The 11,770-nt window shown below is 60.4% G+C and carries 11 protein-coding genes; 7 read left to right on the forward strand and 4 right to left on the reverse strand.

All coding sequences use genetic code 11. The features are described from left to right. Positions 1–25: 25 nt before the first annotated feature. Positions 26–1,414 carry a NorM family multidrug efflux MATE transporter gene (locus K9857_RS26830; protein WP_224541029.1) on the reverse strand — a complete coding sequence of 463 codons (1,389 nt, stop codon included), beginning with the start codon at positions 1,412–1,414 and terminating at the stop codon, positions 26–28. A gap of 158 nt (positions 1,415–1,572) precedes the next feature. Here K9857_RS26830 and K9857_RS26835 point away from each other — a divergent pair, with 158 nt between their 5' ends. After that, positions 1,573–2,493, forward strand: coding sequence for a LysR substrate-binding domain-containing protein (locus K9857_RS26835; protein ID WP_224541031.1), 921 nt, complete (start codon positions 1,573–1,575; stop codon positions 2,491–2,493). Between the two features lie 166 nt (positions 2,494–2,659). Then, positions 2,660–4,636, forward strand: coding sequence for a methyl-accepting chemotaxis protein (locus tag K9857_RS26840; protein ID WP_224541033.1), 1,977 nt, complete (start codon positions 2,660–2,662; stop codon positions 4,634–4,636). 181 nt (positions 4,637–4,817) lie between these two features. Here K9857_RS26840 and K9857_RS26845 read toward each other — a convergent pair whose 3' ends face one another. Then, positions 4,818–6,311 (reverse strand): YifB family Mg chelatase-like AAA ATPase, encoded by a 1,494-nt coding sequence (locus K9857_RS26845; RefSeq protein WP_224541035.1) that lies wholly within the window; start codon positions 6,309–6,311, stop codon positions 4,818–4,820. Between the two features lie 490 nt (positions 6,312–6,801). Between K9857_RS26845 and K9857_RS26850 the strand changes: the two genes are divergently transcribed. Then, positions 6,802–7,080, forward strand: a complete 279-nt coding sequence (locus K9857_RS26850; protein WP_224541037.1) for a HigA family addiction module antitoxin — start codon at positions 6,802–6,804, stop codon at positions 7,078–7,080. 221 nt (positions 7,081–7,301) lie between these two features. Here the strand turns inward: K9857_RS26850 and K9857_RS26855 are convergent, their stop codons facing one another. Beyond that, entirely contained in the window at positions 7,302–7,823 is a 522-nt protein-coding gene (locus K9857_RS26855) for a Bro-N domain-containing protein (RefSeq protein ID WP_224541040.1), read from the reverse strand. A gap of 418 nt (positions 7,824–8,241) precedes the next feature. Further along, the gene (locus K9857_RS26860) at positions 8,242–8,502 is read right to left on the reverse strand and encodes an accessory factor UbiK family protein (RefSeq protein ID WP_047596744.1); all 261 of its coding nucleotides are present in this window, start codon (positions 8,500–8,502) and stop codon (positions 8,242–8,244) included. 418 nt (positions 8,503–8,920) lie between these two features. On the opposite strand from K9857_RS26860, the gene glnK reads away from it, so the two are divergent. The 4 genes from glnK to sutA all read left to right on the forward strand — a co-directional run bounded on the left by glnK (position 8,921) and on the right by sutA (position 11,699). After that, entirely contained in the window at positions 8,921–9,259 is a 339-nt protein-coding gene (gene glnK / locus K9857_RS26865; RefSeq protein ID WP_002555808.1) for a P-II family nitrogen regulator, read from the forward strand. Between the two features lie 35 nt (positions 9,260–9,294). Next, on the forward strand, positions 9,295–10,632 hold the full coding sequence (locus K9857_RS26870) for an ammonium transporter (protein WP_224541042.1): 1,338 nt from the start codon (positions 9,295–9,297) through the stop codon (positions 10,630–10,632). A gap of 216 nt (positions 10,633–10,848) precedes the next feature. Further along, entirely contained in the window at positions 10,849–11,274 is a 426-nt protein-coding gene (locus K9857_RS26875; protein ID WP_110965502.1) for a secondary thiamine-phosphate synthase enzyme YjbQ, read from the forward strand. A gap of 101 nt (positions 11,275–11,375) precedes the next feature. Further along, positions 11,376–11,699, forward strand: coding sequence for a transcriptional regulator SutA (sutA, locus tag K9857_RS26880; protein WP_224541044.1), 324 nt, complete (start codon positions 11,376–11,378; stop codon positions 11,697–11,699). Positions 11,700–11,770 lie beyond the last annotated feature (71 nt).

Consider the following 11,770-nt stretch of genomic DNA (forward strand, 5'->3'; position numbering starts at 1 on the left):
GGGCAAGCCTCGCTCCTACAAGGGTTTATGCGACCTCGAAGTTTTGTGCTGTGACCGGCTCACGCTTGATCATCCGCTTCATCTTCCACTCAAACGCCAGCGTCAGGCTGATCGCCGAGCACGCCAGCCCCAGCGCCAAGCCCCACCAGACCCCCGTCGGCCCCCAGTGCAGGTGGAACGCCATCCACCACGCCGCCGGCGCGCCAATCAGCCAATAGCAGGCCAGGCCCACCAGGAAGGTGGTCTTGGCGTCCTTGAGCCCGCGAATGCAGCCCATGGCGATGGTCTGCGTGCCGTCGAACAGTTCGAACCAGGCCGCCACCGCCAACAGGCTCACCGCCAGGTTGATGACCTCGCGGAACGCCGGGTCGTTGTGGTCCAGGAAAAGGCCGATCAGTTGGTTCGGCAACAGCCAGAACACCATGGCGAAACACAGCATCGCCACAGCGCCGAAGCCGATGCCGACCCGCCCGGCCAATCGCGCATCCTGCAATTGCCCGGCGCCGTAGTGCTGGCCGATGCGCATGGTGATCGCATAGGAAATTCCCGCCGGTACCATGAACGCCACCGACACGATTTGCAGAGCGATCTGATGCGCCGCCAGTTGCGTACTGCCCATGGTGCCCATGCACAGCGCGGCGAACGCAAACAGCCCGACTTCCACCGCATAGGTGCCGCCGATGGGCAGGCCCAGGCGCCACAGCTCCTTCAGATACTGGCGGTTGAGCTTCAGCAGGCCGTGGCGCAACGGATAGGCGTCGTAGGCCGGATGCCGGCGAATGTGCCAGGCCAGCGCCAGGGCCATGAGGTTGGCGACAATCGCAGTGACCAGACCGATGCCCATCAGGCCCAGTTTCGGCAGGCCGAACATCCCGGTGATCAACGCGTAGTTGAGCAGGAAGTTGGCCACCGTGCCGCCCAGGCTGATGACCATCACCGGCGTCGCCCGGCCGATGGCGCTGGTGAAGCCGCGCAGGGCCATGAAGGTAAGGTATCCGGGCAGGGCGAAGGGCAGGAACACCAGAAATTGCCCGGCCGCCTCGACGTTGGTCGGTGTCTGGCCGAACAGCAGCAGCACCGGTTTGAGGTTCCAAAGCAGCAGCCCGCCACCAATCGCCATCAACCACGCCAGCCAGACACCTGCCTGGGTCAGCCGCGCCGCGCCGAGAATATCCCCCGCGCCCTGACGGATCGCCACCAGGGTGCCGACCGCGGCAATCACGCCGATGCAGAAAATCGACACGAACGAATAGCTCGCCGCACCCAGCGAACCGCCGGCCAGCGCTTCGGGGCTTAGACGCGCCATCATCAGAGTGTCGGTGAGGACCATCAGCATGTGCGCCAACTGCGAGGCGATCAGCGGCCCCGACAGCCGCAATATGGCCCAGAGTTCAGTACGTGCTGGATGCTGCATGGTCATCACGCTCGAGAGTAAAAGTGGACAGGAAAGGATCGATTCTCGGCGCTCTGCAGACTTTGCACAAAGGGATAAAAAGGATGGATGGCATGAGTCAAACTCATGCAAGGAAGATTCTGTTAGGGTAGGCGAATCCCTTTGTAGGAGCTTTCCTGATGTCCCGTCGTCTTCCGCCCTTGTATGCCCTGCGCGCATTTGAAGCGGCGGCGCGACATAGTTCTTTCACACGCGCCGCGGAGGAATTGTCGATTACCCAGAGCGCAGTCAGCCGGCATATCCGCACCCTCGAAGAGCATTTCGCCTGCCGCCTGTTTCATCGCAGCGGCCGTCACCTGCAGCTCACCGAATCGGCCCGCCTGCTGTTGCCGGGGATCCGCGAAGGCTTCACGGCACTGGAGCGCGCCTGTAATACCTTGCGCGCCGAAGACGACATCCTGCGCATGAAAGCCCCGTCGACCCTGACCATGCGCTGGTTGCTGGCGCGCCTGAGTCGCTTCCGTCATTTGCAGCCGGGCAATGAAGTGCAGTTGACCAGCGCCTGGATGGACATCGATTCGGTGGACTTCAACGAAGAGCCGTTTGATTGCGCGGTGTTGCTGAGCAATGGCCATTTCCCGCCGGACTGGGAGGCGAGCTACCTGTTCCCTGAGGAATTGATTCCGGTGGGGGCGCCGAATTTGCCGGTCGATCCGCCTTGGGATGCCGAGCGCCTGGCCAACACCGAACTGCTACACCCCACACCGGACCGGCGTGACTGGCGCAACTGGCTGGAACGCATGGGAATGGCCGAGCAGGTGTCGCTCAAGGGCGGGCAAGTGTTCGATACGCTGGAGCTGGGCATGATCGCCGCCGCGCGGGGTTATGGCGTGTCGATGGGCGATCTGCTGATGGTCGCTGAGGACGTGGCGCAAGGTCGCTTGAGCTTGCCTTGGCCGACGGCAGTCGCCAGTGGTGAGAAATACTATCTGGTCTGGCCGAAAACCCGTCCGGGTGGTGAGCGCATGCGAAGGCTCTCCGACTTCCTGCAAAACGAAGTCCGGGCCATGGAATTGCCTGATGTCGTACGTCTTGGCTGAAACGTTCGAGCCATATCCCTATTAATCACTCAAGTATTCCCGCGCGCCGCCGAAAATCTGCTTGTGGGACCCTCGTGCAGGTCCGACGCGCCACCCCCAATTATTAGAAATTTTGCTGAGCGTCTATCGAGATCAGGATGATCCGGTTGCTCGGCCAGGAGCAGTCATGTCTCATCCCCGTGCCCGGATCGCCTCACAGCTGGGCGTTGCCCTTGCTGTGATACTGGCGGTCGTCATCACCGGCAGTACCTTGTTCGCCCTGCGTTCGCTGGACTCCGCCAACCTCGCCACCCGCGAAGAACACCTGGCCAGTGAGGCCCGGTTGCTGGCCGACCAATTGACCACCTTCCACGCCACCTTGCGTGAAAGCACCCAGCGTCTGGCCGGGTTGTTCGAGAAGCGCTTCGGTGAAGGTCTGAGTGTGCATCCGGATCAGCCGGTGACCGTGGCGGGCGCGCAGACTCCGGGCCTGCACCTGGGCAGTGAAGTGCTCAATAACAACTTCAAGGAAGTGGACCAGTTCAAGCAGATGACTGCGGGCGTGGCCACGGTGTTCGTGCGCAGCGGCGAGGATTTCATTCGGGTCAGCACCAACGTCAGCAAGCAGGACGGCAGCCGTGCCATTGGCACCGTGCTGGATCACGCGAACCCGGCCTATGCGCGTTTGATGGCAGGGCAAAGTTTCGTGGGACGTTCGCTGCTGTTTGAACGCTTTTACATGTCGCAGTACACCCCGGTGCGTGACAGCAGCGGCAAGGTGATCGCGGTGCTGTACGTCGGTTTCGACTACACCGACGCGCAGAAGGCCCAGTTCGAAAACCTCAAGCGCTTCCGCATCGGCCAGACCGGCTCTCTGTCTTTGCTCGACGAACAGGGCAAGTGGCTGGTGCCGATTGCCGGTGTCGAGGCGCTGGATCAGGCGGTCCCGACCGTAGTAGAACTGGCGAAAACCCCGGGCAAGGGCGAGTTCTGGAGCGATAAGGCCGAAGATTTCTACAGCATCGTGGTGCCGTTTGCGGACGGGCCGTGGTCGGTATTGGCGAGCATGCCGAAAAGCGAAATCAGCGCCGTGACCTGGAGTGTCGGTATTCGCCTGGCCATTGGTAGCTTGCTGGCGATGTTGCTGGCGGTCGGTGCAGCGGTCTGGCTGTTGCGCAGCAAACTCGCGCCGCTGGGGGATCTGGTGCGTCAGGCTGAAGCCTTGGGCGCAGGGGATCTGAGTGTGCGTCTGAACGTATCGAGCAATGACGAGATCGGCCAGCTGTCCCGTGCTTTCAACCAGATGAGCGAGGCGCTGTCGACCATGGTCCAGCACATCCGTAGTGCTTCGCTGGAGGTCAACAGCCGTGCCCAGGCCTTGTCCGGTTTGTCCGGCGGTGCCTATGAAGGGATGGAGCAGCAGTCGGGGGAAATCACCAGCATGGCCGGCGCCGTGGAAGAGTTCAGCGCGACCTCGCTGAACATCGCCGACAACATGGGCAGCACCCAGCGTCTGGCCCAGGAAAACGCCCAACAAACACAGATCGGTCGCACCTCCATGGACGAGGCGTCTTCGTCCCTGGAACAAATCGCTGGCGCCCTGAACAGCACGGCAACGGTGATCAATACCCTCGGCCAGCGTTCCCAGGAAATCGGCGGCATCGTCGGGGTGATCACCTCGATCGCCGAGCAGACCAACCTGCTGGCGCTCAACGCCGCCATCGAAGCGGCCCGTGCCGGTGAGCAAGGTCGTGGGTTTGCGGTGGTGGCTGATGAGGTGCGCAACCTGGCTTCGCGCACCCGTGAGGCCACCGATGAAATCTCCGGCATGATCCACAGCATCCAGCAGGAGACCGGCAACGCCATCAGCACCATGGAGCAGGGCAACGTGCTGATGCAGGAAGGCTTGTCGCGCAACGCCAACGTCGCTGCCGCGCTGGCACGCATCGACGAGCAAAGCCGCTCGGCCGGTCAGCAGTTCGCCGCAATCACCACCGCGACCCAGGAACAGAGCAGCACCGCGACCTTGCTCAGCAGCAACCTGCAAAGCATTGCGCTGGCCAACAGCGAGCAACGTGAAGTGGTGTCGAATCTGGCGGTGACGGCCAAGGAGCTGGAGAAGCTGGCGGCGGATCTGCGGGCTGAGGTTGATCGGTTTCGGTAAGGCGCAGGCATCGCACTGAACCTGTGGGAGCGGGCTTGCTCGCGAAGAGGGCGTGTCAGTCACCATTGATTTGGCTGACACACCGCTTTCGCGAGCAAGCCCGCTCCCACATTAGTCCGGTGTCAGGCGATCCATTGTGGGAGCGAGCCTGCTCGCGATGTGGGCGACTCAATTTTCAGCCTTACTGAGTCGCCGGCCGATACTGCAACGCCTCAGCCAGATGCTCCCGGCTGATCTCATCCACCCGCTCAAGATCCGCCAACGTCCGTGCCACCTTGAGCAATCGATGCGCCGAGCGCAGCGACAGGGTCAACCGCTCACAGGCAGTTTCCAACCAATGCTCATCCGCTGTGGATAACTTGCAGTACCGCTTCAACCCCGGCAGATCGAGAAAGGCATTCGCACAACGCTGGCGCTTCTGCTGGCGCTCCCGGGCGTCGGCGACCAGCGCAGACGCATTGTTGCTGTCATCTCCGGGCTTGGGCGTAGGGTTCAGCGCTGTAGCTTCCCGGGCCACCGTAAGGTGCAGATCGATGCGATCCAGCAGCGGTCCCGACAGCTTGTTCCGATAGCGTTGCACCATGTCCGGCGTACATGAACAGCGGCCAGTCGGCTCACCAAGATATCCACAGGGACACGGATTCATCGCCGCCACCAGCTGAAAGCGCGCCGGAAAACGCACGCGTTCCTTGGCCCGGGAAATCACGATATGCCCCGACTCCAGCGGCTCCCTGAGAACCTCCAGCACTTTGCGATCAAATTCCGGAAGCTCGTCCAAAAACAGAACACCGTGATGGGCCAACGTGATCTCGCCGGGTTGCGGTTTTGAGCTGCCACCGACCAGCGCCGGGCCCGATGCTGAGTGATGGGGTTGGCGAAACGGTCTCTGCGGCCAATGGGTCAGCGGCGCGCCACTGGAAACCGACTGGATCGCCGCCACTTCCAGGGCCTCCTGCTCAGTCAGAGGCGGCAACAACCCAGGCAATCGACTGGCGAGTAGCGTCTTCCCCGTCCCCGGTGGTCCGCTGAAAAGCAGGTTGTGCGCCCCAGCCGCCGCAATCAGCAGCGCGCGCTTGGCTGCCTGTTGGCCCTGAACTTCATTGAGATCGGGATAAGGTTTGGCGGCATGGAACAAACCATCCGAAACATAAGGCTCAACCGGCGTATGCCCGTTGAAATGCGCCACCGCCTGCAGCAGATGATCCACCGCAATCACCTTCAGGCCCGACGCCAGACACGCCTCCTCGGCATTCGCCCGCGGCACCACCAGCGTCCGCCCGGCCTTGCGCGCCGCCAGCGCCGCCGGCAACACCCCGCGCACCGGCCGCACCTCGCCGGACAACGCCAACTCGCCCAGGCATTCCACATCGTCGAGGGTCAGCGTCGGCACCTGCACACTCGCCGACAGAATCCCCAAGGCAATCGCCAGATCGAACCGCCCACCATCCTTGGGCAAATCCGCCGGCGCCAGATTCAACGTAATCCGCCGCGCCGGAAACTGCAGCCCCGAATTGATGATCGCGCTGCGCACGCGATCCTTGCTCTCCTTCACCGCCGCCTCGGGCAAGCCGACCATGGTCAGCGACGGCAACCCATTGGCCAAATGGACTTCAACAGTAACGGCGGGAGCATCCACGCCAACCTGGGCGCGGCTGTGGACAATGGAGAGAGCCATGATCGTTCCTTGAAATGATGGGGGCCGCTTCCTGCGGGTTTTTCAAGGGTAGACACAAGGCGGAAATTTCGCGGGGCGAAGACGAGAGCAAACCTTCGCAGGATGTTGCCACCTGTAGGAGCGAGCTTGCTCGCGATGGGCTCAAGGACGACGCGTTACCACAGAAACCCCGCGTTATCGTTAACGACCATCGCGAGCAAGCTAGCTCCTACAGGGTGGTATTCATGCAGTTTCGTTGGGGTGAGATTCAGGCTCTTTTGAAGGGTGGCAGCTGCGTGCAGGTTGGCGAGCCGGCCAAGCGAATACCGGCAGACCCGAAGGCCTCCCACACGCAACCGCCATGAAGGTCAGCGTAATCGGCTGCAAGGCCTCGTTTTTGTAGGATCGTTCCCAAGTAGTTGAAGGACATCGGTGAAAAGGGTTGAGTGGGATTGTCTCGTCATAGCTGATGCATCAGCTTGGCCGCTGAATACTGCGTCTGGAGACGAACATGAGCAGCAACGGTATGCGCCCGGTCCACCCCGGAGAGATCCTGAGTCAGGAGTTTATGAAACCGTTGGGCATGAGCATTTTGGATCTGGCCGTCTCAATGCATGAGCCTTTGAGTGAGGTGGTGAGGCTGACGGAATGCCGGATCAGGATCGATGCCGATCTGGCAATCAAGCTTTCCAAAGTCTTCAAAACCACGCCCGAATTCTGGATGAATCTTCAATCGACTTACGATTTGCGTAGAGCGCAGATCAGGAGTGGTTCATTGCCCGTCAGTTAAGAGCTTTAACAGCAATGAGGACATTGTGGTGAGGGGATTTATCCCCGTTGGGCTGCGAAGCGGCCCCAAAATCTGCCACCGCAGTCTTTCTGTTACACCGCATTGGCAGGGTTTGCGACTGCTGCGCAGCCGAACGGGGATAAATCCCCTCGCCACAATGACCTCATCGTCTGTTTAATCTTTAACTGACTGGCATTAAGGCGTAGATGACGCCTCTGACGTTATAGCGACTGCAGCATCCGAGAAACACGTTTCCACCACGATCCCACCAGCGGGCGTTTTTCCTGCTCCCCATCCGCCAGCATCTGTGGCACATCCTGCAGCCTGATCCACGGCTGGTTATTCCAGTGCAACAAGCTCAACGACATTCGTGGCCAGTTGAGCAGGCTCAGTTGTGGGCGTTCGGTGGTGGTGGGGTGTTGGGTGTCGCGCAGGGTGGGGACGACTTCGTGGGTGAGCCATTCGCGCAGGGCTCGGTATTCGGGGGAGTAGTGGTAGATGAGCAGGGCGTAGACGCCGGATTCGCTGATGAGCAGGGTGTTTTCGATGTGGTCGTGGATCAGGACTCTGGTGATCTGGTGCTGATCTGGGTCGAGTTTTCGCAGGAGTCGGTCGTTTAAGTAGATGCGTAGCAGGCGGCCAAGATCGCGAGCGCAGAACCAGGGTTGGTTTTGTATGAGGAGGGCGTGGAGTTGGAGTTTATGGCGGGTGAAGGTGTAGGGGGTCAGGTAGTTTTCGTCCATGGTGAAGTCTCGGGATGGAATGAATAAAACTGCCTCTGATCGTCGCCAAACGAAAAGGGTGGCAGCTATGCGCGGGTTGGCGAACCGGAGAATCCCGAAACCGGCAGACCAAAAGGTCTCCCACGCAAAGCCGCCATGACTCGAGATGGGAATAATTCCCTTGTTCGAATGTGGTCGCGGTGCGTCGGGGTTTTCCAGGTCGCCAAACCCAGTGCTGAACATCCAGCTGGGAATGAGCATAAAAACCGGGGGCTTTTCGACGCAATCGGACGGCGGTGTGATTTTTGTAGGACGTTGCCGAGAATGTTGCAGGGCTAAAGATCAAAGATCGCAGCCTGCGGCAGTTCCTACAGGTGAAGCTGAAGGCCGTTCCGGCCTTCAATCGCGAGCAGGCTCGCTCCCACAGAAGGGCAGAGCGTTATTCCGTGGGCGGGGTGAGCTTCGCTTCCAGTTCGGCGACTTTGGCTTCCAGGCTTTCGAGGCGGGCGCGGGTGCGGGCGAGGACGACCATCTGGCTGTCGAATTCTTCGCGGCTCACCAGGTCCAGTTTGCTGAAGGCGCTTTGCAGCAGCATTTTGAACTGGCTTTCGATTTCGGCTTTCGGCAACGGGGTGTCGCCGCTGAAGAGGCGGGAGGCGGTGCCGCTCAGGGCGTCGAGGAAGTCTTTTGGCGCGAGCATGGTGAGTGTCCTGATAACGATGGCGGGCAGTGTATCACGCACCATCCATAGTCATTTTCACCGGGAAAACGTGCACGCTTTTCGCGCATGCGGACGGACGGCGCCGCACCGTTGTTGTGCGTATCTTGCCGGGTGTTTCCGCGAATCGGCGGGCATCCGCTGGCAAGCACTTGAAAACCGTGAATTTTGTAGAGATGGCAAGCTTTCTGCAAAGACACCAGTAACCCATGCACTGATGCAGTCGCTGTGACGAATGCAGTGCGCCAGGCGGAACACGGGGAGTGTTTTGCAAGGAACGGTCAGCGGCGTCGGATGGGCGGGTAAGGCCGACGAAGCGTTACAAAGCCAGGCACTGCGCTTAGACTTGAGACGGGTTTGTTTTCCTGGGGCAAGTCCACCAATTCGGGAGAGAGTTTTCATGAAGCTAGTCACTGCCATCATCAAGCCGTTCAAGTTGGACGACGTGCGCGAGTCGCTGTCCGAGATCGGCGTGCAGGGCATTACCGTCACTGAAGTCAAAGGCTTCGGTCGGCAGAAGGGTCACACCGAGCTGTATCGCGGCGCGGAATACGTGGTCGATTTCCTGCCAAAGGTGAAGATTGATGTCGCCATTGACGACAAGGATCTGGACCGGGTCATCGAGGCGATAACCAAGGCGGCCAACACCGGCAAGATCGGTGACGGCAAGATCTTCGTGGTCAATCTGGAACAGGCGATTCGCATCCGTACCGGCGAAACCGATACCGACGCAATCTAAGCCGCCCCAAACCCAACGCCCCAGGAGAAAACAAAATGACTCTGCGTAAATTCGCAGGGCTAGGAGCCCTGTTGTCCATCGTAATGCCAAGCCTTGCAATGGCGGCGGACGAAGTGGCGGCTCCAGTCCTCAATTCCGGCGACACCGCCTGGATGCTGACCGCGACAGCCCTTGTGCTGTTCATGACCATTCCCGGCCTTGCGCTGTTCTACGGCGGCATGGTTCGGTCGAAAAACATTCTTTCCGTGATGATGCAGTGCTTCGCCATTACCGGTCTGATCAGCGTGCTGTGGGTCATCTTTGGCTACAGCCTCGCGTTCGACACCACCGGCATGGAGCAGGGCGTCGTCAACTTCAATTCCTTCGTCGGCGGTCTGGGCAAAGCCTTCCTCGCCGGTGTGACGCCAGCCAGCGTGACCGGCCCTGCGGCGCTGTTCCCGGAAGCGGTGTTCATCACCTTCCAGATGACCTTCGCCATCATCACTCCGGCGCTGATCGTCGGTGCCTTCGCCGAGCGCATGAAGTTCTCCGCGATGCTGGTGTTCATGGGCATCTGGTTCACCGTGGTCTATGCACCGATCGCGCACATGGTCTGGTCCGGCAACGGCGGCCTGATGTGGGACTGGGGCGTGCTGGATTTCGCCGGCGGCACCGTGGTGCACATCAACGCCGGTATCGCAGGCCTGGTGGCGTGCCTGGTGCTGGGCAAGCGTAAAGGCTTCCCGACCACCCCGATGGCTCCGCACAACCTGGGTTACACCTTGATGGGCGCCGCGATGCTGTGGATCGGCTGGTTCGGTTTCAACGCCGGTTCCGCTGCTGCTGCCAACGGCACCGCCGGCATGGCGATGCTGGTGACCCAGATCGCAACCGCTGCTGCTGCATTGGGCTGGATGTTCGCCGAGTGGATCACTCACGGCAAACCAAGCGCACTGGGCATCGCTTCGGGCGTGGTTGCCGGCCTGGTCGCCATCACTCCGGCGGCGGGCACCGTAGGCCCGATGGGCGCTCTGGTAATCGGTCTGGCGGCAGGCGTGGTGTGCTTCTTCTGCGCCACTACCCTGAAACGCAAAATGGGCTACGACGATTCCCTGGATGCCTTCGGCGTCCACGGTGTCGGCGGTATCCTCGGCGCAATCCTGACCGGTGTTTTCGCAGCACCGTCCCTGGGTGGCTTCGGCACCGTGACCGACATCGCCGCACAAGTGTGGATCCAGTGCAAAGGCGTTGGCTTCACCGTGATCTACACCGCGATCGTCACCTACATCATCCTCAAGGTGCTGGATGCGGTGATGGGGCTGCGCGTCACTGAAGAAGAAGAGGCCGTCGGTATCGATCTGGCGCTTCACAACGAACGCGGCTACAACTTGTAAGCACGCGCACGCAAAAAACTTGCCCGGCTTGCCGGGCATTTTTTTGTCCTGGATTTGTCATCAGGGGCGCGGCTGAAAGGTTTTTTCCGGCAGCTTTTTGAACGTTTGGACGAGGTGGTTTTCTACGGTCAGAGGCACGCGCGTTCCAAGAAAAACAAGGGCCTTTGTTTTTTCCCAGACCGCGCTAGAATGCGCCCCGAACGAGCGGAGAACTGTATGTGGCAACAGACTCTGATAACCCTTCGGGCGCGGCCCAGGGGCTTTCATCTGGTAACGGACGAGTTACTCGCCGGCCTGCCTGAACTCAAGGCATGTCGGGTCGGTCTGTTGCATTTGTGGCTGCAGCATACCTCGGCGTCGTTGACCATCAACGAGAACGCCGATCCGGCAGTACGTCGCGACTTCGAACGATTTTTCAATCGTCTGATCCCACAAGGAACAGACGGCTATGAGCATAACGACGAAGGCCTGGACGACCTCCCGGCGCACTTCAAGGCCAGCGTGCTTGGCTGTCAGATCAGCCTGCCGATTTCGGCGGGTCGACTGGCGTTAGGGACCTGGCAAGGCGTTTATCTGGGCGAGCACCGTGATTTTGGCGGTGCTCGTAAAGTCCTCGCCACCTTGCACGGTGAAGAGGCATGAGCCGCTGGTCACCAGCGACTATTGAATTTTTCCGGCAGCCTTCGACAGAAGGCTAAGCTGGTCTATAACTAACCTGCTTTTCGCAAGTCATGAGGTAGAACATGAGCGACGATGATCTGGAAAACGACGACCTCGAAGTAGGCGACGAAGACGAGGCCGAAGAAGGCCTGGAAGCAGCGGCCGAAGACGTCGCTGAAGACAGCGGTGAAGACGCACCGGCCCCGACCGCCAAAGGCAAGTCCAAGGCTGCGGTATCGGTCGATGAGCTGCCGAGTGTCGAAGCCAAGAACAAAGAGCGTGATGCTCTGGCCAAGGCCATGGAAGAGTTCCTGGCCCGTGGTGGCAAGGTGCAGGAAGTGGAGGCCAACGTGGTCGCCGATCCGCCCAAGAAGCCTGACAACAAGTATGGCAGCCGGCCTATCTGAGCCTGCTCCACGCTTATTGAAAAAGCCCGCCGTCGCTGCGGGCTTTTTCATGTCTGGATAAAAGCTTCGCG

The organism is Pseudomonas sp. REP124 (assembly GCF_020164475.1).
Classification (GTDB): domain Bacteria; phylum Pseudomonadota; class Gammaproteobacteria; order Pseudomonadales; family Pseudomonadaceae; genus Aquipseudomonas.

What these genes read in the sequence shown, in the direction of transcription:
- K9857_RS26830 (WP_224541029.1), bottom strand. Translation starts at nt 1,414, where the DNA reads ATGCAGCATCCAGCACGTACTGAACTCTGGGCCATATTGCGGCTGTCG.
- K9857_RS26835 (WP_224541031.1), top strand. Translation starts at nt 1,573, where the DNA reads ATGTCCCGTCGTCTTCCGCCCTTGTATGCCCTGCGCGCATTTGAAGCG.
- K9857_RS26840 (WP_224541033.1), top strand. Translation starts at nt 2,660, where the DNA reads ATGTCTCATCCCCGTGCCCGGATCGCCTCACAGCTGGGCGTTGCCCTT.
- K9857_RS26845 (WP_224541035.1), bottom strand. Translation starts at nt 6,311, where the DNA reads ATGGCTCTCTCCATTGTCCACAGCCGCGCCCAGGTTGGCGTGGATGCT.
- K9857_RS26850 (WP_224541037.1), top strand. Translation starts at nt 6,802, where the DNA reads ATGAGCAGCAACGGTATGCGCCCGGTCCACCCCGGAGAGATCCTGAGT.
- K9857_RS26855 (WP_224541040.1), bottom strand. Translation starts at nt 7,823, where the DNA reads ATGGACGAAAACTACCTGACCCCCTACACCTTCACCCGCCATAAACTC.
- K9857_RS26860 (WP_047596744.1), bottom strand. Translation starts at nt 8,502, where the DNA reads ATGCTCGCGCCAAAAGACTTCCTCGACGCCCTGAGCGGCACCGCCTCC.
- glnK (WP_002555808.1), top strand. Translation starts at nt 8,921, where the DNA reads ATGAAGCTAGTCACTGCCATCATCAAGCCGTTCAAGTTGGACGACGTG.
- K9857_RS26870 (WP_224541042.1), top strand. Translation starts at nt 9,295, where the DNA reads ATGACTCTGCGTAAATTCGCAGGGCTAGGAGCCCTGTTGTCCATCGTA.
- K9857_RS26875 (WP_110965502.1), top strand. Translation starts at nt 10,849, where the DNA reads ATGTGGCAACAGACTCTGATAACCCTTCGGGCGCGGCCCAGGGGCTTT.
- sutA (WP_224541044.1), top strand. Translation starts at nt 11,376, where the DNA reads ATGAGCGACGATGATCTGGAAAACGACGACCTCGAAGTAGGCGACGAA.